Origin of the sequence: Pseudoalteromonas sp. SG41-2 (genome assembly GCF_014164535.1) — a bacterium.
In the GTDB taxonomy this organism is placed as follows: Bacteria; Pseudomonadota; Gammaproteobacteria; order Enterobacterales; family Alteromonadaceae; genus Pseudoalteromonas; species Pseudoalteromonas rhizosphaerae.
Genome location: NZ_JACJFK010000014.1, coordinates 1 through 21,530 on the forward strand (window position 1 = coordinate 1; position 21,530 = coordinate 21,530).

The 21,530-nt window shown below is 40.5% G+C and carries 12 protein-coding genes and 2 pseudogenes; 3 read left to right on the forward strand and 11 right to left on the reverse strand.

Annotated features, from left to right (window positions below; translation table 11 throughout):
• Positions 1-179: 179 nt before the first annotated feature.
• On the reverse strand, positions 180-662 hold the full coding sequence (locus H5186_RS12420) for a DUF3015 domain-containing protein (RefSeq protein ID WP_149980008.1): 483 nt from the start codon (positions 660-662) through the stop codon (positions 180-182).
• A gap of 214 nt (positions 663-876) precedes the next feature.
• A pseudogene (locus tag H5186_RS23375) lies at positions 877-1,067 on the reverse strand (hypothetical protein); the annotation flags it as partial.
• A 196-nt stretch (positions 1,068-1,263) separates the two neighbouring features.
• Between H5186_RS23375 and H5186_RS12425 the strand changes: the two are divergent.
• Together H5186_RS12425 and H5186_RS12430 are read left to right on the forward strand one after the other, a co-directional pair.
• A complete protein-coding gene (locus tag H5186_RS12425; RefSeq protein WP_182739529.1) occupies positions 1,264-1,683 on the forward strand; it encodes a VOC family protein in 420 nt (139 codons plus the stop codon).
• A gap of 321 nt (positions 1,684-2,004) precedes the next feature.
• Positions 2,005-2,874 (forward strand): annotated as a pseudogene (locus H5186_RS12430) (S41 family peptidase); the annotation flags it as partial.
• Between the two features lie 47 nt (positions 2,875-2,921).
• Here H5186_RS12430 and H5186_RS12435 read toward each other — a convergent pair.
• The 9 genes from H5186_RS12435 to H5186_RS12475 all read right to left on the reverse strand — a co-directional run bounded on the left by H5186_RS12435 (position 2,922) and on the right by H5186_RS12475 (position 18,878).
• Positions 2,922-5,867, reverse strand: coding sequence for a TonB-dependent receptor (locus tag H5186_RS12435; RefSeq protein ID WP_182783495.1), 2,946 nt, complete (start codon positions 5,865-5,867; stop codon positions 2,922-2,924).
• A 74-nt stretch (positions 5,868-5,941) separates the two neighbouring features.
• Positions 5,942-8,083 (reverse strand): glycoside hydrolase family 16 protein, encoded by a 2,142-nt coding sequence (locus H5186_RS12440; RefSeq protein WP_182794524.1) that lies wholly within the window; start codon positions 8,081-8,083, stop codon positions 5,942-5,944.
• 473 nt (positions 8,084-8,556) lie between these two features.
• Positions 8,557-9,567 (reverse strand): alpha/beta fold hydrolase, encoded by a 1,011-nt coding sequence (locus tag H5186_RS12445; RefSeq protein ID WP_182794525.1) that lies wholly within the window; start codon positions 9,565-9,567, stop codon positions 8,557-8,559.
• Positions 9,568-9,817: 250 nt separating this feature from the next.
• Positions 9,818-12,142: a TonB-dependent receptor domain-containing protein gene (locus H5186_RS12450; protein ID WP_182794526.1), complete on the reverse strand. Its 2,325-nt coding sequence runs from the start codon at positions 12,140-12,142 to the stop codon at positions 9,818-9,820.
• A 307-nt stretch (positions 12,143-12,449) separates the two neighbouring features.
• The gene (locus H5186_RS12455; protein WP_149980014.1) at positions 12,450-12,875 is read right to left on the reverse strand and encodes a hemerythrin domain-containing protein; all 426 of its coding nucleotides are present in this window, start codon (positions 12,873-12,875) and stop codon (positions 12,450-12,452) included.
• 232 nt (positions 12,876-13,107) lie between these two features.
• On the reverse strand, positions 13,108-15,156 hold the full coding sequence (locus H5186_RS12460) for a S9 family peptidase (protein ID WP_149980015.1): 2,049 nt from the start codon (positions 15,154-15,156) through the stop codon (positions 13,108-13,110).
• Positions 15,157-15,309: 153 nt separating this feature from the next.
• Positions 15,310-16,536, reverse strand: a complete 1,227-nt coding sequence (locus tag H5186_RS12465; protein WP_149980016.1) for a threonine/serine exporter ThrE family protein — start codon at positions 16,534-16,536, stop codon at positions 15,310-15,312.
• 117 nt (positions 16,537-16,653) lie between these two features.
• Positions 16,654-17,874 (reverse strand): glycosyltransferase, encoded by a 1,221-nt coding sequence (locus tag H5186_RS12470; RefSeq protein ID WP_182794527.1) that lies wholly within the window; start codon positions 17,872-17,874, stop codon positions 16,654-16,656.
• Positions 17,871-18,878 (reverse strand): LacI family DNA-binding transcriptional regulator, encoded by a 1,008-nt coding sequence (locus tag H5186_RS12475; RefSeq protein WP_182717550.1) that lies wholly within the window; start codon positions 18,876-18,878, stop codon positions 17,871-17,873. Before H5186_RS12475 ends, H5186_RS12470 begins: the two co-directional genes overlap by 4 nt.
• Before the next feature lie 166 nt (positions 18,879-19,044).
• On the opposite strand from H5186_RS12475, the gene H5186_RS12480 reads away from it, so the two are divergent.
• A complete protein-coding gene (locus tag H5186_RS12480; protein WP_182794528.1) occupies positions 19,045-21,507 on the forward strand; it encodes a prolyl oligopeptidase family serine peptidase in 2,463 nt (820 codons plus the stop codon).
• Positions 21,508-21,530: the final 23 nt, after the last annotated feature.

Here is a 21,530-nt window from a genome sequence, read left to right on the forward strand (position 1 = left end):
CTGCTGGCGAGGGTCGTCAATTGATTCGAAATATTTAAATAGTTGAATATCAGGCATGGGGGCTCCTTAAAAAGGAGTATAAGATCATACTTTTAAGTCAAGGTAAAGTTCGTGATCTTGCCCTGAGATAAACCCCAGCGGCTTTATTTATACGTATAAAAACCGGCTAATTTAGCTGATTAAGAAAGAGTATAAGAAGCAAGTTTTGCATCACTTGCAATTACAGTGTTTAGGTTTTCTAAAACTGTTTGTGAAGTCACATTTTCAGAAGTGAATACTGAAGAATACTGTGCTTGAGCTAGCGCATTAAACGCTGCTTTATCTTGATCTGCAACGCCCCAAGCTTCAGCTAGAGTAGCTAAAGTTTCGCCTTCACCTTTTGACATATCACGAGCAAGTTGCTCCATGTTACCGTCGATGAATAAAGCAATTTTTTCTGAAGAGGTTACTGTACCAGTACCATCACAACCTAGAGTACCAAAAGTGATACCAAAAGTTTGGTTACCTGATGTACCGTTAGTTGTAGCGCCTAAAATTTTCACGCCTTTACCTTGCTGACCAGCAAATAACATTGAACCAAGACCACAACCAATATCTTGGTCAGCCATTGCATTTGAGAAAGGAAGTAAAGATAGAGCTGCTACTGCGATTAGTTTTTTCATGTTCATAAATCCGTATATGATTATTCTTTATTTAGGGCAAATAAAGTTCGCGGAGGATATTAACAGATATACGTAAAAAATAACAAGGCTAGATATGAAATTATTATAGCGTAGGCGGTTTAGGGTCATTAATAGTTTTATATTTATATTTATATTAGTTATTAAACGACAAAGAGCGAACGGATTACTCTTTATTAGAATACTTTTATTTAGCAGTTGTGAGCGCAGCGCCAGTTGCAGAAATAATAGCAATTTTCCAGTAGTTGCTAATTAAAACGGTGAAACACATACTGGCAAAACTACGTGTATAAATAGATGCATAAGAATGTTTTTTATAATCTGCAGGATATGGAATGAACCAATGAGGCCAGTTAAAGCCGCAGACACAACAATAGATAATGCCAATGTTGTACGCGTTTACAAAAGCGATGAACTTCAAGGAGATGGATTTAGGCATAGCACACACATCATAAAGTATTAGTTTTAGATTTGGTGGTATGCAATTAATTACTAAAAGTAATGCTGTTAATGTTATATAAATTGCAGTTTATGTATAATGCAGCATATTTCATATGTTAAAAGTTATTAATAAAGGTAATTTATGTCCAACTGTTTGCACCTAGCAATTCCTGCCGGTGATCTCGAAAAAGCGAAAACATTTTATTGTGACGTACTTGGCTGTAAAACGGGCAATAGTGAAGCAGGGCGATGGGTAGACATTGATTTTTGGGGTAACGAGTTAACGCTTCATCAAAGTGTTGAGCGCTTACCAACTGTTCGTCATGATGTTGATATGGGCGCGGTGGCAGTTCCTCACTTTGGCATTCACTTATCAGAAGATCAATTTCAAGCATTAAAAAAGCGTATTGCAGATGCAGGTCTTGAATATTTAGATAAGCCATACCGTCGTTTTGTTGGCAATGAATTTGAACAAGAAACGTTTTTTATTGAAGATCCAAACGGTAATGTATTAGAAATGAAAACAATGGTTTATCCACAGGTGTTATTTAAAAAAGATTAATATAGCTGAGTTAGCCATGTTTGCTAGCTCATACTTATCAAACTCACCTAGCATTAGCTAATAATTTTGCACTGCATGATTTGTTTTTAAGGGAGCTTTTAATGCGCCATCTTGTTGCCACGAAAAGCTCTTAAGTGCAGGGCGAGTAAAAGTGAATACACCACTTTGACTTAGTGTACATACTAATTCAAATTGGTTAACCCCTTTTACTAGTCTTATGTCGATGCAACACCTTGTAATAAAGGGGTTGATACATTGTTTACAATAGCTGTTAAATAACAGTTATCTTCAGCGAAAGCTGCGCCGCTCAATAGCAGAGTAATAAAAGCCAATGGGCAAGCTTACAGTAAAACCCTTGATTGGTCTGTTCGGCCAAAGAGTGTAAGTAAGCATTTAACACATGCCTATAATGGGGATGAGCTTACAACCGATTTAACTTGGCCTACGCAAAACATAGCGTGGATTGCTATGCCCAGTTTTGCAAATAACGATAAGCAAACTCATGATTACAATAACCTGTATAAAAAAGTGACTGATCAACGTTCTAAGTTACTCAGTGCAAAAACGGTGGTTTTAGATCTTCGTCACAACCAAGGTGGCTCGTCGTATTGGAGCTTAAAGCTTGCAAAAGCGTTGTGGGGTGAGCAAGTTGTTGAACAAAAAATGGATAACTACTCAAAAAATAGCCGAGTTTGGTGGAGAGCGTCAAAAGATAATACTAACCATGTTAAATCATTAATTGAAGTGGTGAAAGATCAACCTGAAGTCCATAAAGAGATTAAAGAAATAGCTGCAGGTATGGCAAAGTCACTTGAAAACAATAAGCCATTTTATATAGAAGCAAAGCAAAGCAAATCAAATCAAAGCGAAAATACATCGCTAGTGAGTGACTTTAAAACACAGGTTTTTGTTATTGTGCCACCACAGTGTGCAAGTGCCTGTCTTGGCGCCATTGATGTATTTAAACAGTTTTCAAACACTCAGTTATTTGGCGCGCCAAGCAGTGCTGATTCATTGTATATGGATGTTCGATTAGCCGAGTTACCCTCAGGGTTAGGTAAAGTTATTATCCCTAATAAAGTGTATGTTGATAGAGCAAGAGCAAAGGGCGATTACTATAAGCCCGATATTGCCTATAACGCTATTGATTGGACAACCGATAAGCTATTAGAAAAAATTAAACAGCTATAAAAAAAGCCGCTCAGTGAGCGGCTGGACTGTTTAATTACTTAGGTTTATTAAAAGGTATAGCGTGCACCAACTGCGTAGCGTGGACCATACTGGCGAGCAAATAAGAACTGCTCTTCGTAACGGCCATAGCCTTGCTCGGTTTCATTATTGAGATTTATACCTTCAAAGAATACCGTCACATTCTCGTTAACGTCATAATTTACGCTCATATCCCACTGGCCATATGTTTTCGCATATTGTGGTGGTGCATCAGCAGAACCTTGTGCTTGGCCTACACCAATAAGGTATGAATCGCGCCATGCGTAAGTCAGTTTTACTGATAAGCCATCTTTTTCGTAAAACGCTTGGAAGTTAGCTGAATCACTTAAGCCCGTTAACGGAGCTTGTTGGTCTAAGCTGTCTGTATCAAATTCAACATCGCCGTCGACAAATGTAGCATTAACACCGACACCAAAGCCTGTTTCGCCAATTAAGTGTTGTACTGCCACTTCAAAACCATCGACTGATTTGCTATCGGTATTTTGTGGTTGGCTAATGTTCCAAGTAATAAGTGGATCGTTACTATTTGGTTCAATTTGACCATTGGCATTACCATCACCATTAGCAAGCATTTGTGCAAAAATGGCATCGGTTGTTGCTTGCTCACCACGTGCCTCAATATCACTCACAGCTTGTAAATAGCGCGGGCCATTTAAAATATCATATAAGCCTTCAATGGTGGTTGGGGTAATGGTGGTTTGAATAAAGTTATCAACGTCCTTTTTAAAGTAACCTACAGATGCATAACTGCCTTCTGCGTAGTAATACTCCAAAGATAAATCAAGATTTGTTGATTCAAACGGTAATAGCCCCGTGTTACCTTGACTACCTACGCGTGATCCCGGTTTTGGACTGCCTGTTAGTGAACGACCGCCAGCTAAATCGCCTAAAGGTGCACGCGACATTGTTTTGCCCCATGATACGCGAGCAACCACGTCATCAGTTAGGTCAACACTTAAGTCAATTGATGGCAGTAAAATATCATAACTGCCTTCTTGAACTAAGAAGTTATCATCGCCACCTGCTGAATATTGAGTGATCCACTCTGAAGCGCTGATCCAATTAACTTGTTGTTCAACACGCTGACGAACAGAGCTGGTTACATCGGTTTCTTCGTAGCGAAGACCTGCGTTTACTTTAACGTAGTAATTACTAACGTCAAACTCCCAACGTGATTGAACATAAATACTGTTGGTAATTTCCTCAACCGAGCTTTGACTGTCAATGCCATCAAGATAGGCATTAGGTGCATAAGCATCGCCGCCTGTTACATCAGCGGTTAAGTATGCCATTTGTCTTGCTACGGCTTCGTCAAAATCATAGCTGTAGTAATAGTTTGGTTGTAAATTGCTACCGCCACCGGCAAATTGATCTAATAATCCTGAGGTATCATGAAGTGTAAACATACCATCTGGGAAAATTTCAGTGTAAGAAGGATTAAAACCAGGGCCACCAACTAAGCCACTCCATGCCTCATAACCACCGGTGTTTTGCTCTGTGCGCGAACCACCAAACTTAACTTCAATTAAACCAATGTCAAAACTTTCATTTATCCAACTTGCATGTAGTTGAAGTTGTTCAATATTTGATTCCCCCGGTGAATGAATAAACTGACTAAAGTTTGAATCAATCTCACCTGGGCTTAATACATTCGTGCCGTTTTTCCAATTAACTTGCGTATGCGGAACTTCGCCAGTGCGGTAATCATAAATTTTATTAACAAGCTGATCAGAACCTAAAATAACTTGCCCATCACTACCTAGACCTTTGTCTGCGCCATTGTCGGTTTCGTTTTTAGAATCATGGTAGTCAAGCTCAATTTGCCATGTATCATTAATTTGCCAATCTAAATTTAAACCGATAGAACGAGCTTTTACTTCAGTGGTGTTTTTACTCGAGGTAAATGACGCATCGTTACCGCTAATATCGGCATAAATAGCGGTGCCATTTTCATCTAGCTCGTAACCGTTAATATTACTGCCAAAGTCGTTCCAAATACCCCAGCCGAGAGTTTTTGACCCTGTTGTAGCCTCACTTGCTGTGTAATCAAGGGTGGCCACAAAATTATCAGTGGGTGCAAATTGCAGTGTTACTTGCCCATTGGTACGCTCACGTTGTAAATCTTCAATAGCGTAGTTCATGTCTTTTGCAAAAAAGTGATTACCTACGCGATTACCGTCTGCATCAACTGGGCGAGCATCAATAAATTTATCTTCTGAAAGAGTCGGTAAATCTACATTAGCTTGCCAACCTTGAATATTAGCGCTTTGTTTTTGAAAGTCGCGCTGTTGATGCGAGAATGAAAAGCCAATACCAAACATTTCATCATTAAAGGTATTGCTGTAAATAGCTGATATTTCAGGTGTTACATCGCTACCAACTTCATTTGATGAGTCATGAATTGCTTTTGCTGTTGCTGAAAAGTGCTGCCCAGGTCTTTGCAGAGGGCGCGATGTTGAAATATTAACTGTCGCACCTAAACCACCGCTAGGCACATCAGCACGGGCAGTTTTAAATACTTCTAAGGCACTTACACCTTCTGAGGCGATGTTTTCAAGATTATACGAACGAGAGTTACCCGTTCCAGGCATTTGGCGACCGTTAAGTGTTACCAAATTAAATGAAGGGCCAAAACCACGGACTGTAATTTGGCTACCTTCGCCGTTTGCACGACTCACCGATACACCCGTAATGCGTTGTAGTGATTCAGCTAAGTTGGTATCTGGGAATTTACCCATTTCTTCGGCAGAAATTGCATCGACTACTCCAGATGCATCGCGTTTCATGTCCATAGAGCGGATCAGTGAACCACGTATACCTTTAATTTGTATTACTTCGATTTCAGGTTCGGCAGTACTTTCTTGCGCAGCGTTAGCGAAGTTAAATGTGCTTGCAGCGATGATAAGTGACACAGAAGCCGCTAATTGGCTTTTTTTAAACTTATTTGTGTTCATAATTGCTCTGCTTTTTACTAAATTTTTTACGGTAAGTAGGTGCTTATACGCACCTACCATAAAGTGATTCTTAGTTATGGAATGCCAATGAATGCGTTATCTACACGATAAACAGCGCCTTCACCTGTGTCCCAAGTTGGATAAATCATCACCACATCTAATGCACTAACATCTAAACCTGCACCCGCTAAATCAGCAAGGGTAAAGGTATATGTTTGCCATTCACCAATAGTAGGTTCTACACCTTCGACGCTGTCAGTTAATGGAATTTCGACAGCAGAGCTACCGTTATCAGACTCAACTTTGAAATTCCAAACTGAATCAAGATTATTTGGTTTTGAGATCACCTTTAACTCAAACGCTATTACACCGTTTTCTAATATCGAAGTAGCATCGAATGCTTCACCGCTTCCGCCTGCAGCTGTGCGGCTATTAAAGCCCATTACTGTTGCTGTTGCGCCAATAGTAAACTCAGCCGTTAAACCGTGTTCTTCATCATCCATTACTTCAACCGGTTTTGAACCACCACAACAATCCCACATTGGCCAATCTAGGTTTTGTTCATCACTGAAAAGATCGACTTTTGGTAAGTCACCTTCAATAGCTACATTGGTAATTAAGTACTCGGCACCGCCACCTGTTTGCCATGTAGGAAATACCATTAATACATCAATAGCACTTATATCGAGGCCTCTTTCTTGTAGTAAAGAAAGCGGAAACGTATAGGTTTGCCATTGGCCAGTAACAGGCGTTACACCTTCATTACTTTCGCTAAGTGGGACGTCGCCCGTATTAGGGCCGCCATCACCGGCTTCAGCCTTTAATAACCAAGTAGTTGAAGATGTTGGAGGAGTCACTACTTTCATATCAAATGATACACGACCATTTAAATCAAGCAGTAAAGAAGCATCAAATGGAGACGATGACCCTGCAAAGCCATCAGGGAAGTGACCGCCACGGGTTGAAAAACCTAATACTGTACCGTTATTATCGTTGATATTAAATTTAACCACGTCGCCTTTGTCAGCGTCGATAATGGTTTCTGGTGTGGTTCCGCCACAACAATCCCAAGCGATCCAGTTTGCGTCTAAGCTACCATTAAAAATATCAAGGTTTTTTGCAACACCATCACTTGGTGGAGTAGGTACAGGCGCTTTACCTTCAACAAGTGCATCTTCTAAGTTGTCGTAACCTGGGCGCACTGTCTCACAGCCTTTACCTGTGTCAGTATTAGCTGCACATTGATAAACGCGTACGTAATCAATCTCAAAGCTTTGACCCTCTGCAAATGCTGCAGCGTCAACGCCTAAGTTATTTACGTTTTCCGGCCAATCACCGCCAACGGCATTATTTAAAATAAGGTAAAAGTCTTTATCAAAGGGGGCATTATCCCAATGTGTTGTAAGCTCGCCATTACCTTGTTCAAAGTATTCAGCAAACCAACCTCTATGTTTTAGGCCAACAGCTTCGTCTTTTGAGTTATAACGAACTTCAGAACGACGTTGTGTGGCATATAAGTAGTCATCTACGTACCAACGAATTTCGCCCTCTTGCCATTCAATAGCGTAAGTATGAAAATCGTCAGCAGGGTTCATCCCCTCTGCAAATGTGTATGCTTTACCAGAGTTCGAGTTGTTAGGCCATTCACGACCATAGTGAAGTGTGCCATGAATATTAGCTTCAACGGTGCCATCTTCAGCAACTGTTTTTAAATTTACAGCTTCTAAAATATCAATTTCGCCAGAGCGCGGCCATGTACCATATACTTCATTAGTTGGCATCATCCAAAAAGCAGGCCAGCTACCTTGCCCTGAAGGCAACTTTGCACGCATTTCAAAACGGCCATAAGTAAAATCTGCGTTGTAGCGGGTGTTCAAACGTGCCGATGTATAAGGCTTTTCGGCACCTTCGTCGGCCGGTAAAGCAACTAAATTTAATATGCCATCTTTGATAAACGCATTTTGCTCGTTATCGGTGTAACATTGTTTTTCGTTGTTACCACCACCGGCACAACTTAATTCAAAATTCCATTTGTTAGAATCAATACTTGCGCCATCAAATTCGTCACTCCAAACCATTTGCCAATCAGAAACCGGCTTTTGTGGATCGACTTTTGTGAAGTCAGATTTTGTCTCAGCACTTCCACCACAGCCAAATAGCATGGTCATGGATATTGCCGCAACAAGGCGGCTTACTTTGGTTGTTGTCATGTTCATTAGTTGAACCCCAGTATCGACAAAAATTTAAAAGTACTTCGTTGTGGTTGTTATTGTGTCTACGAACGAAGTTGTAAGCGCTTACATTTATCAATGTGTGTGTTGTAAGCGCTTACATAGAGTAAGCTAAGGTTGTAATTTGGTCAACAACAGACTGCTTGTTTTTTTAACTTTAAGTTTACATTACCTGCTTTTTTAGTTTTAAACTGAAAAGTTATTTAATTTTTAAATAACTTCAGAATAGTAATATATTAATGGAGATAGGGTTTTAGTCTAATTATATCAGTGAGTTGTTATTTTTTAGTGCCATCAAAATATTAAAAGTGAATCCACATGCTAATTAACAATATTTTTCTGTTATCGCTAAAAGGTATCTAATAGTAGGCATTTATGTTTATTAATTGGTTTTCAAAGGTCAGCGTTGAGTAATCAAATCAGCTGTTAATAACTTTAACCGCTGATCTGCCTAAATATTACTCTAGTGGCTTTGAGCCTGCTTCTAAGGCTTTTAACAATACAGCTTTAAAGCGCTTAAAATCTTCAATATGGGGTAAATGACCTAAATCAGTCAGTTCAAGTAGTTGGCTGTGAGGAATTAATGCCGCGGCTGATTTACCTAATTGATCGTAGCGGCCAAGTTCATAATCTACCCCTTGTTTCTTCCAGTTACGGCCAGGTCCTGTTCTGTCTCTTGTACCTATAATTAGTGAAACAGGCATGATGAAGTTTTTAAACTCGGTGATAACGGGTTGAGTAAAAATCATGTCGTATGTTTTTGCGTTAACCCACGCTACTAGCTCTTTATCTGGGCCTTGAATTTGTCCGGTGATAAAATTCGTCAGAGCAGCAAATTGGTTATTCCATTTTCCGTCATAGTAATTTTTTTGCTGGTATGCTTTTACCCCGGCAGGTGTTTTAGTTAACTCATTTTTATAAAAAAAGTTAGTGTCTTTATAATCAACATATTGCAGGTAATTTTCAAGGCCAATAGGGTTGAGTAAAATTAATTGTTGGGTTGTTTGTGGATACATAAGCGCAAAGCGACTTGCCAGCATACCGCCCATAGAATGACCCAATACAATTGATTTATTTATATTAAGTTGGCTCATTAAAGCATGGGTGTGACTAGCTAAGGCTGCAAAAGAGAATTGATAATCTCGTGGTTTAGATGATTTTCCAAAACCAATTTGGTCAGGTATCAGCACGCCATAACCGATTTTTTGTAGCAATAGTGCAGTTTCAGTCCAGTAATGAGCGTTAAAGTTTTTACCGTGCATTAAAGTCACAACGGGTTTACCAGCCTTTGCTGGTAAGTAAATATACGCCATTTTTAACGACAGCCCTTGTGAGTCAAGGTTAAAATAGTTAACGTCAAAATCGTAATTATAGTTGCTTAATAATGCGTCATAACTCAGTGGTTGCGGCGTTTGTGCATTTGCAACACCGAAGACAAAGCATAAACTTAATAGCCATATTCTATACATAAGATCCCTCAATGATTTAAATTAAATCTTTCAGAACATATCTTTACATACTAAGCGAATAAACTCTAAAATTTAATTCTATAAGTTAAGGCTTCCTTTGCTTATTCATCGGGAACCCTTATTGAGTATACGCTTTAATCTGCTTCGGCCACGGATCTGTGTTGGGTGATGAAGTATAAAAGGCACGGTTAAATCGTAATAATAAAAAGCCCAGCATTATTGCTGGGCTTTATTTTTATAGCTTTTTATTCTAGAAACTGTAACTCATTGATACCCACAAGCTGCGTGCTTTTTGGGTGGTATTGTAATCAGATGTACATTCGTACTCTTCCTCTGAGGTTGCTAATAAGCAAGTACGGCTTGATAAGTCGTCATCTAACAGATTATTAATACGGGCATTTAATGCTAGGCTATCATTAATTTTATAACTTGCTGCTAAATGATATAAATCATAGGCTTTGTAGTAGAGCTTTTGTGTTTCAGGGCCCTGTGGACCAGACACATTTGCCGTACCACGGTAACGATCGCTGCGGATTTCAGAAATAAGTGAAATACTCAAATCATCCAATGGTTGCCATGCAAGCGTTAAGTTATACATATTTTTAGGTGTATTAACTAAAGGTAGTCCTTCATCACGGCCACTTTTCACTTCACTATCGGTGTAAGTAAAGTTACCACGTAGTGACAACTGTTCAATAATCTGCCAATTAGCAGCAATTTCAACACCACGAGTAGCTGATTTATCTACGTTAGCAGCTTGCGTAAAGGTGGTGCTACCGATGCCTGCCCAACCTGCGCCAATTTCAACACAAGGTTCATCAGCTATGGCCACTTCACAGTTTGGTAAGTTATCTTGGTTAATGATTTTGTCTTTAAAATCATTGTAAAACACCGTTACGTTACCACTAAAACTATCACTGCCATTAAAGTAAGCAGCCATTTCGTAGTTTACACTGGTTTCAGGTTGTAAGTCTGGCGTGCCAACAAAAGGTTTAGTACCTTGGCCACCAAAACCTGTAATACCAGAGAATAGTTGGTTTGGCTCTGGGGTTTTATATCCTGTGCTGATACCACCTTTGAAAGTCCATTCATCAGCAGGAGAGTAGGCTAAATAAGCGCGAGGACTAACTTGTGAGCCAAAGATATTATGATGATCATAACGAGCGCCGAAAGTTGCAGTTAGATTTGTGGTAATTTCCCAGTTATCTTCAGCAAATACAGCTGTTTGACGATGATCTTGAGTCGTACCTTCACGGAAGCCATCCCCGTACATACCAAATACACCATCTTCCATTTCGGCATCAAAATATTGTGCGCCTACTACAAAATAGTGGTTATCTATATTTGATTCAAACTTAGTATCAATAATTAAGTTATCAAGTTTTAGTGTACGCATTGGGCGTGGTAAAAAAGTCTCATCAAGTTGAGCGTAAATTGCATCCGTTAGTTCTGGCTTGTCGATGCCTTGATCCTGTACTGCTTGGTCCCAAATGGCCTGCACACCTAAACGCTCTTGTACATTAAGAGGTAATGAGCGACCAAAGTTTTCACTGCTGCTTTGGGTCATGCTGCTGGTAAGCGTACCAACATCGTATCGACCAACATGTGCAAATACAAATTGCTCACGTTCAACACGTTGATATGGAGTATAACCAACGCGTGGCTGTACAATGCCTTTGCTAACACGCCATAAACTGACTGGGCTATCTAACGTACCCGTTTGACCTTCGGTGTTATCGTAACGCTGTTTGGCTATGTCGTACTCAAAGGTAATTTCATTCTGATTATTGATCAGGTAGTTTATTGTTGCGCCGGCATTCCAGTTACGTGCTGCAACGATTTTTTTATCGCCAAAGCTACCATCATCAACCCACATGCTGCCATCTGGAAGTGGTAAACTTTCGCTGTAAGTTGGCTCACTTTCTTGACGGTCATAAAAACTACTACGGATCCCGTAAGTTAATCCCTCAACGCCGCTTGGGCCGGTCAAATATATATCGACTTTATTATCGTTACCGTATTGATCGTCTTGTTGGATATTACTGCTTACCGTGACGCTACCATGGGTGCTATCAAGATTTTTACGAGTGATAATATTGATTACACCACCGATTGCATCAGCGCCATATAAAGTGGACATTGGGCCACGAACGACTTCAATTCGCTCGATAGCCTCAAGTGGCGGCATATACATAAATTGGCTGTTACCAAAGTTGTTTGGGCCTATATTACCTACATCACTTTGACGGCGGCCATCAATAAGCACTAGAGTATAGCTTGCGGGTAAACCACGCATGGTAATACTAATATTACCGTTTTTATCTTGTCCGGCACCAACATCGATACCTTCGATATCACGAAGCGCATCAGCAAGGCTAGTAAATGGCTTATTTTGTAGATCTTCGCGAGAGACAACCGAGACACTTGCAGGTGCATCTATTAATTTTTGCTCATAACCAGAAGCGGTGACAACCATCACTTCCATATTTTCAGCTGTGTCATCATCAGCAATAAGTGTTGTTGATGTTAATAATGCACTGATCAGTGAGGCCAGATAAAGCGGGCGGGATTTCATTGTACTTCCTTCATGACAAGAATAAAGATTATTAATCTAATAAGCAACCAAGGTAGGTATGATAACAATTATCAGTTGTATGTTCAATTGCGAAATATTTACATTCAATGAATGATTTTCATATTAAATAAAGGTGGGGATGGAGCATGAGCATTAAAAAACCCAGCGTTTGATGCCGGGCTTAGTTAATTTAAGAGTGTTTGCTTAGCCAAGTATTGACCGTGTTAGAGGTGCCTAATAAATGCAAATGGTATAGAGTTGTTGCTATTTAGAGAGCTTTATAAATTAAAGCGGGCACATATAGCAGTTAACTCATCGCATCATTATACTTTTCGGCTAGACTTTCTTTTTGACTTTCGGTTAGCGCTTTACCGGCTAGTTGAAATACTTCATGCTCTTCTTCAGCCAGATGATGATGTACAAGATGATGTAATTTTTTAGCGGTCACAAGCCACACTGGTGAGCTCATATCAGTTTCTTCAAGTTGCTCAATCAATTCATCAAGTTCATGATGCTCTGCAATACTATGACGGGCTTTTTCATGGGTTAAATCATCAAACATCAAAGGATTATAGAAATAACGCTCTTCAAATTTAGCATGTTCTACTAACTCATGTTTTAAATTATCCATAAGAGACTGTCTATTCGGTGACTCCCCCTGGGTTTTTATCAGCGCATCGACAAGCGAACGTTGTTTGTCGTGATCATTACGAAGTGCTTCAAAAATATTCATGGGTTTTCCTTGCTTTACTCATTAATTACAATGAATATTGCAAGACAGAAGCCAACTTTTAAGTTGTTGTAATATATTGATTTAATTTTTTATATTTGAGCTTGTTAAGGTGTTTTCTTGTAAAAATTACCGAGTTAGGTCTTTATATTACATCCATATTCATTGTTATTTAAAAGCAAAAAGGCCAACACGAATGTTGGCCTAAAAGCGTATTTAACACAAAATAATAGGATTATTTATTGGCGTCTTTTACCGCTTTTAACTTGCCTGCATGGTCAATCTCGAATGCTGGCATGTCTTTTTTGCCGTCAATTAAATAGTTATCCATCCAACGCATTAAACGTAAACTGTAATCATATTGCGCGGCTACTTTACGGTTACCATGACCTTCGCCAGGATAGTATACAAGGCGTACATCTTTGCCTTGTACTTTCATATAACGGTACAGTTCCATTGATTGTGCAGGGTGTACGCGAGGATCATCTTTACCATGCATGATCAGTAATGGTGTTTTAGACTGGCCTGCCCAGTAAATAGGGCTGCGCTCTAAATACCACTGCCATTTATCCCATGGGTATGAACGTGCATGCACAAGATTCATTTCGTTAGAAATATCAGTAGTTCCAAATTTAGATAGTTGGTTGGTAACACCTACAAACATCACGCTCGCAGCAAAGTGTTCAGTCAATTTTGTTGCGGCCCATGCTGATGCATAACCACCATAAGAGCCACCCGTAATACCAACACGTTTAGTATCAACTAAGCCCATTTCAACAAGATGCTGTTTAAAGTCAATTAAATCGTCAAACTCTTTACCTGCATAGTCGTTTTGACCAAGCTTTGAATAATCAACGCCTTTACCTGTAGAGCCACGGTAATTTGGGTAAAATACTGCATAACCACGTGCTGCTCCCATTTGACCTGGACGCGAGTAGTTTGTTACCCAACCGTCTTTGTCATGGCTTTCAGGGCCACCGTGCACTGACATGATCAATGGATAGCGCGTGCCTTTTTCATAATCTAATGGGTAGACTAATACGCCATCAATCTCAACACCGTCGCGAGCCTTAAGTGAAATAGTTTCTTGCTTAGCAAAACGTTTGTCATTCAACCAGTTGTTTGAATCCGTTAAACGTTGTGCTTTAGAACCACGAATAATGAATACTTCATTTGGGTGCTTTGCAGTGTTTGCACGTAGCGCTAAGGTTTTATCTGAATCAGAAATACTCAGATTTGATGCAATAAATTGGCCTTCATTAATAATTTTTTTGTATTTATTAGAGCCGGTTTTAATGCTCGCGACAAAACTTTGCGTACCTACATTGGCAATAAAATTAAGCGTGTTGCGTTTATGTGACCATTCAAAATCAACGATATGACCCATGAAATTAGGTAACCAATCACTTACTTCACCTGTTTTTGTGTCAGCTAAAAATAAACGACCAGCGGCTGGATCATGCTTATCTTCGGCACCTAGAATTGCGATGTAACGACCATCATGAGACAGTTCAGCACCGTCTAATTTACCTTCAGTAGCAAACGACATCGTCACTTGATTAGTCGCAATATCAAATAAGTGCCATTGTGATTTAGTGTATTTGTCGTCAATTAGCGCTGTAGGCTGGGTTTTTACTAATAACTTATCGCCTTTTGCGGCCCAGTTTACATCACTTACATAGTTTGCAACGTTAAGCGCTGTTGGTGTAAGAGGTTTATCTGTTTTGGCTAAATCGACAATAAATAGTTGTTTATCTTTTAAGCCTAGCTCGTACACCTCAGCCATAAAGCCTAATTTTTTCAGCTCTTTTTCAGATTTATCAGCCGCTGGCATAGCTAAAATAGCGAGTTGTTTGTTATTCGGGCTTAACTGATAGCTAGAAATTGATGTGTCTTTAAGCGATAGTACTTTTTGCGCTTGACCACCATCCACTGGAATTTGATATAACGCGGTAAACTTGTCGTCTTTAAGTTTTGCTAAAAAGTAGATCGTTTTGCTATCGTTTGACCATTGAATACTCTTGATACTTACAGAGCCGGTAATGAAAGGACGCTCGACACCTTCATCATCGACGACATAGAGTTCGCTATAATTGGCACCATTCTCGTCGACGTATAATTCACGTGGCACTGAGCGGGTAAATGCAACATTGTCACCATTTGGACTAATGCTGGTTTGAATAACTGACTGAATTTTAGGGATATCTTCTACAGTAAGCGATGTGGCTGCAAATGCCAGTGAGCTTGAGAGTCCAAGAGCCAGTGCTAGGCTAGTTTTTATCATGAATTTTCCTTCGCATGTTTTAATTATCGAAGGATTATAACAAGGTGTACCTTAAATGCTAAAATATGCGATTAATACGCACAAGTAGGCGTTTAATGAAGAGATTAAAGTGATAAGGTTTAAGCGCGATAGTAACTACCGCACTTAATTGCTTTATAAACTCTTTTTCGGTGGGAGTGCAACGTTGGCAAAGATTAATCCAGCCACCAATGACATAAATATTAGGAAGGTTTGTTGGCCGATGTGCTCCGCATACACAAAGTCTTGCCCTTCAATTAATGAGTTTAGACCTATGTAAGTTTTGCTACCTGGAACTAATACAATCAAGCCTTGCATGGCAACAATTGAGGCAGGAGCGTTTGCTACGCGGTTAAATAGGTTACTAAATACACCCACCGCAAATGCACCTACAAATGTTCCTAAGGTGTAATCTAAATACATCGCAGAGCCAATACTGCTGCCATAAGCGATAAAGCCAGAGGCGATAGACCATGTAGCATGTTTTAGTTTGGTTCTAAAAATAACGATTAAGCTGCTACAGAGTAAAAAGATTGCCAACCAAGCCGTCCATTTAGGTAAAGGGTCAGGTTGTACGAAATCGGCTTGGCCGAATAGTGCAAAACCAATCGCAATGCCGATGAAGGCACCAAAATACAGTTTAAACAACAGCATAAAAGCATCCATCACACGCGCTGTACCAGAAACTAAATGCCGCGCTGCAAGTTCTGCTAGGCCCAGTGCTAATGCAAGCCCGGGTATAAACACAATAATCGCAGACAATACCACTAAACGAATATTAATCCCGACGTCTAAATGCACGCTTACAGCGCAGGCCAAAATAGCCGAGACTATCGCCACTAATGGCTCTAACATATGGCCCACGCGTTTTGAACGCGCTGACCACAGTACAAATAAGTAAACGACAGAGGTAAGTAGCGCTGACCAAAATACGTCATTCCAGCTGGTGCCCATCAGCATTGCAAATGCGCCGCCTGAGGTGGCAAAGGCAACCCCTGTGGTAAAGCGATTATACGGATTTGGCATAATAAAAATGGCGTCGAGTTGAACGTCAACTTCTTGTAGCGTGAGTTCGCCATTGAGCATTTTATTAACCAGATCATCGGTATCGGCTAACGAACCTAAATCGTGATCGCCAGGATCAACACGGGCAACGTGAGTATATTCATCTTCATGGCCATCGGTCCAAATTACAAAAGTAACGGAAGTGGGTGACATGACAAATGAAGATTTAAGATCAAGGTAAGTAGCCACTTCCATTAAGTGAGCTTCGAGTCGATAAGCTGGGGTGCCATACTTATGAAGCATCTTACCCAGTTTAACGATAAATTTGCGCTTTTCTGTGAACGTTGCGGTTTTCAAATTTGTATTGAGCCAAAATTTAAATTATTCAGTTAAAAAATATAGACAATACATCTAAATTTGCCTAGCTAGTTTGGCGGGAATTTTAAACACTAATCACCGCCTGTCTAGTTTTTTTTATTTGTTTTTAGCCTCAATCCACTGCGCCATATATTGAGTGCTACGCATTGTGTGGTGTTTGAGCATTTGGCCTGTAAAATTTGCTTCGCGGTGAGCTTGTAATTTCTCTTTAATCAATTGAATTTTAATGATTAAATTATTAGATAAAAGCTGTTTGTCGTAGTGCGTTTTTAATATCGTATTACCGGCTGTTTGTGCCTGCGTAAATAAACTTTTATTTTGATACAGAGCCACAGCGGCATCGGCAAATTGCTGCGGCTCATTTTCAACCACACCACTCCAAGGTAAATCATGGTGCATACCCTCACTACCAATTGTCGTTGTAACACTGGGTGTTTGCATGATCATCGCCTCTAACAGCTTTCCTTTAATGCCAGCACCAAAACGCAGTGGTGAGATGCACACACGCGCACTTTCCATTACTTGATAGGCATCATGCGCCCAACCTTTTATTAAAAAGCCAGTTTGGGGGTTATTAAGCGCGGTGGCCTTTGGCGGTGGGTAAGAGCCATAAATATGTAACTCAGCCTGGGGTAGTTGTTTACGAATGAGCGGCCAGATTTGTTGTAAATAGAGTACGGCATCCCAGTTTGGGGCGTGGCGAAAATTACCTATGGTCATAAAGTGTTGGCGTTGCTCAAACGATTTAGTTTGCTCAGGGAGTGAGCTTAAATCGACCATAAAAGGCAGATGATGCAATAAGTTACTGTCGACTTTAAATACATCAGCAAGTAATTGCATTTCAAAACTTGAGATAATTAAACTTAAATCACAGCGTAAAATAGCGGCTATTTCTCGTTTGGCGAGGTCAGAGTGTAAATCACTATGGTTAAATGCTCGGTTGCCTTTATGCGCTTCATGGCGGGCATTGCGTAAGCATTGTAAATCTTCAGTATCAAGGATTTTTACTGCGTTAGGGCAATGTTTATCTACTCGCCAGCCAAATTGTTCTTCCATCATAAAACGGTCAAACATGACGATATCAGGGGCGTAGTTGATAACATATTCATCAAAACTTGCACAATTAAGGGCAATAGTTGCGCTGCTGATCCCGTAGTCATCCAGATTAACCATATGCTCGGTTTTCTGAGCGGGACTGGCAAATTCAACCGCCCAATTTTCATTTTTAAACGCTTTTAATAGCGACATCATATGAGTGCCGGCCGCTGATGAATTTGGTTCTGGCCATACATAGCCAATTACTAAGACTTTTTTCATTGACTTGAATCTCTTACTTGCAGATGAACATCGACTAAGGTACGCACCGCAGGAGTGCCTTGATTAAGTAATTCTTGCAGTACTTGGCAAGTATGCTTACCAATATCGTCCGCATTGATGGTGACACTGCTTAACGAGGGAGACATTAAACATGAATCAGCTAAATCATCAAAACCGACTACTTTTATATCCTTACCGGGTATCAAACCATGTTGGCGAATGGCTTCTATGACACCGTATGCAATAACATCATTAAAACAAATAATCGCTTTAGTCGCAGGGTATTGCGCATACAACGTAGCAAAGGCATCGCGCCCGCCTTGACGGTTCGTGGCGGCGGTGATCGTTGGTTTGTGTTGATGGATATTAAACTGCTTTAAGGCACTGTGAAAACCACTTAAACGTTCATGATGATCAGAAATATCATCAGTTCCACCTATAAAAGCGATATCCTCAATACCTTGTTGTAAAATATGGCTAGTGGCTAGATGAGTGCCTTTTTTATTGTCCGGCAATATTGTCGGGGCGGCACAAAAAGCCACTTCGCGCATAATGTGAATGACCGGGAAACCACTATTGATAAGTTCATCAACCCACTGCTGGGTAGTTCCCGGGGCAGGACACATGATAAATGCGGCAACATTATATTCTTTGAGTGTTTTAACAACTTGTGTTTGGCGCTCAACATTTTCGGCGGTGTTCACTAACATCGGCAGCATACCAAGGGCATGAATATGGTTTTCAAGTCCTACCGCTATTTGCGCAGAGTAAGGGTTAGTTAAGTCATTAATAACTAACGCCACTAAGTTAGAGCGGCGACTTCTCAGTGCTGCCGCATCTCTATTATATACATAGCCAAGCTTATCAATGGCATGCAATACTTTTTCTTTGCTTTTATCACTGACTTTGTCACTGTTTGTAAGCACTAACGACACCGTTGACTTAGAAACTTGAGCTTCTCTGGCAACGTCAAAAATAGTTATTTTATCGGTTTTTGTTTTCATTTTAATGTATGCGTCAGCAATTGCTTGAACGAAGGCGCCAGTTTAACGTAGTTTCAGCTAATAAGTCATCTATCGGCGTTATTGAAGCTAGAATCGCAAAAACTTTATGAATGTTGCAAAACATGTTTAGATACAGCTATTAATAATAAAAAATCAAGGATACACCATGAAAGGCATCAGGCTGTTATTAGCGTTAGTGCTGAGCGTAAGTGTTTCAGGCTCGGTACTTGCTGCACAAGGCTATCAAACCCCTTCAAGTGATTTAGCCGCGCTGGTTGATGCTAAATTAGCACCGAGTAGCTACCTATCGGCTGATGGTCAATGGTTAGCGCTGTTTGAGCGTAAACGTGTTGAAACATTAGATGATTTAGCAAAAGAAGAATTGAAATTGGCGGGTATAAAGTTAAACCCGGCAAACTTTTCACGCTCACGTCCTCGCACTAAATTTAGTGCGTTACAAGTTAAACATATTGCGACTGGGGCTGTGATTACCGTTAATAATTTACCTCAAGGGGTGATCCGCTCACCTAAATGGTCAAGTAATAGCGAATATTTAGCGTTTATTGTTGAGCAACCAACTCAGGCGCAATTGTGGGTGTATAACGCCGAAACTAAACAAGCACGTCAGTTGTCAACAGTGGCTCTTAATTCAGTGCTAACAGCTACCCCTTATCAATGGTTACCAGATAGCACGGCAATTGTTGCTAACCAAGCGGTTAACCTTGGCAAGCCAAAATTAGTTAGTGATGCAAATAGCGTTGTGCCGGTTATTCAGCAAAGTAGCGGTCAAAAAGCGCCAGCACGGACTTACCAAAATTTATTAACCAGCCCGTTTGATGAGTTGCAGTTTAAGTTTTACGGCCAAGGTCAATTAACTTATATTCCCCTGAGCGGTGTTGCGTTATCGATTGGCAAACCAGCATTATTTAAATCATTTTCGATCTCGCCTGATTCAACCAATATTTTAGTCGCCACTATCGACGAACCATTTTCGTATCAAGTACCCTATAGCCGCTTTGCGACAACGTGGCAGGTGCTTGGCATGCGTGGTTATACGTTAGCGCAATTGTCTAAACAGCCACTGGCCGACAACATTCCACAAGGTTATGACAGTGTGCGAACGGGTCGTCGTGATTTTCAGTGGCGTGATGACCAAGGTGCTGAGATCATTTGGGCGCAGGCGCAAGATGGCGGCGATATGAAAACCGATGTGCCGTATCATGATCATCTATATAGTTTACGCTCACCTTTTAAACGTGAACCAAAACTATTTGCTAAACTAGAACGACGTTTTTCAGATATTGAGTGGGCGAATGAAAACGTTGCGTTTTTAACCGAGTGGCGTTTTAGTGATCGCCAGTTACGTACCTATGTGATCCAACCACGCGATGCGGATAATAACCGCGTATTGTTTTCACAGCGCAGCTATAACGATGCTTATAAAGATCCGGGCGACGCTATTTATGAGCGAAATGATCTTGGTGTAAACGTTATTAAAGTGGTTGGTGGACGTTATATATTTTTGCGCGGTGATGGTGCGTCAGAGCAAGGGAATGTGCCATTTTTAGATCAGTACGACATTAAGACCAATACAACCAAACGTTTATGGCAATCAAAAGCGCCATATTACGAGCGAGTTCGTGCCATGCTTGATGATGAAGGTGAGCGATTAATTACTATTCGTGAATCTAAGGCCGAACAACCTAACTTCTTTATTCGCGATTTAGATGCCGACACTCTGACTCAGCTCACTACCTTTGAGCATCCATACCCGGCGTTTAAAGGGGTGACTAAAGAACTTGTGCGTTACCAACGTGATGACGGTGTTGAACTCTCTGGTACGCTATATTTACCTCCAGGTTACGATAAAACGCAAGGTCCATTACCTGTATTAATGTGGGCATACCCACTGGAATATAAAGATAAAGCAGTTGCATCGCAAGTACGTGAATCGCCGTACGAATTTACCTACATAGGTTATTGGGGGCCAATGCCTTACCTCGCAAAAGGTATTGCTGTTTTTGATGATCCGAAGATGCCAATCGTCGGTGTTGATGGTAAAGAGCCAAATGATTTATTTAGAAAGCAGTTAGTTGCAAGTGCCAAAGCTGCGGTAGATGTGCTGGTCGAAAAAGGCATTGCAGATAAAGATAAAATCGCCATTGCAGGCCACTCATATGGCGCCTTTATGGTAGCAAACTTATTAGCCCACAGTGATTTATTCAAAACTGGTATTGCCCGCAGTGGTGCCTATAATAGGACCTTGACACCGTTTGGGTTTCAAGGAGAAGAACGTGATTTTTGGCAAGCACAGGATGTATACGCCAATATGTCACCGTTTTTTCATGCTGAAAAAATTAACGAGCCGATGTTAATGATCCACGGCCAAGAAGACCCGAATTCTGGCACCTTCCCAATGCAAAGCGAGCGTATGTACGCTGCGCTCAAAGGTTTAGGCAAAGAAGCGCGTTTAGTGATGCTACCTTACGAAGCCCATGGTTATCGTGCCCGTAAAAGCTTATTACATGTTTTATGGGAACAAGAGCAGTGGCTGGATAGATACTTGTTAACTGACGAAGCTCCTGTAAGCGATGCTCAAGCAAATACTGAACCTTCTGTATCAGAATAAATTCAAAGTGCGGTTTATGCCGC

What these genes read in the sequence shown, in the direction of transcription:
- H5186_RS12420 (WP_149980008.1), bottom strand. Translation starts at nt 662, where the DNA reads ATGAAAAAACTAATCGCAGTAGCAGCTCTATCTTTACTTCCTTTCTCA.
- H5186_RS12475 (WP_182717550.1), bottom strand. Translation starts at nt 18,878, where the DNA reads ATGAAAACAAAAACCGATAAAATAACTATTTTTGACGTTGCCAGAGAA.
- H5186_RS12440 (WP_182794524.1), bottom strand. Translation starts at nt 8,083, where the DNA reads ATGAACATGACAACAACCAAAGTAAGCCGCCTTGTTGCGGCAATATCC.
- H5186_RS12435 (WP_182783495.1), bottom strand. Translation starts at nt 5,867, where the DNA reads ATGAACACAAATAAGTTTAAAAAAAGCCAATTAGCGGCTTCTGTGTCA.
- H5186_RS12450 (WP_182794526.1), bottom strand. Translation starts at nt 12,142, where the DNA reads ATGAAATCCCGCCCGCTTTATCTGGCCTCACTGATCAGTGCATTATTA.
- H5186_RS12455 (WP_149980014.1), bottom strand. Translation starts at nt 12,875, where the DNA reads ATGAATATTTTTGAAGCACTTCGTAATGATCACGACAAACAACGTTCG.
- H5186_RS12460 (WP_149980015.1), bottom strand. Translation starts at nt 15,156, where the DNA reads ATGATAAAAACTAGCCTAGCACTGGCTCTTGGACTCTCAAGCTCACTG.
- H5186_RS12425 (WP_182739529.1), top strand. Translation starts at nt 1,264, where the DNA reads ATGTCCAACTGTTTGCACCTAGCAATTCCTGCCGGTGATCTCGAAAAA.
- H5186_RS12470 (WP_182794527.1), bottom strand. Translation starts at nt 17,874, where the DNA reads ATGAAAAAAGTCTTAGTAATTGGCTATGTATGGCCAGAACCAAATTCA.
- H5186_RS12445 (WP_182794525.1), bottom strand. Translation starts at nt 9,567, where the DNA reads ATGTATAGAATATGGCTATTAAGTTTATGCTTTGTCTTCGGTGTTGCA.
- H5186_RS12480 (WP_182794528.1), top strand. Translation starts at nt 19,045, where the DNA reads ATGAAAGGCATCAGGCTGTTATTAGCGTTAGTGCTGAGCGTAAGTGTT.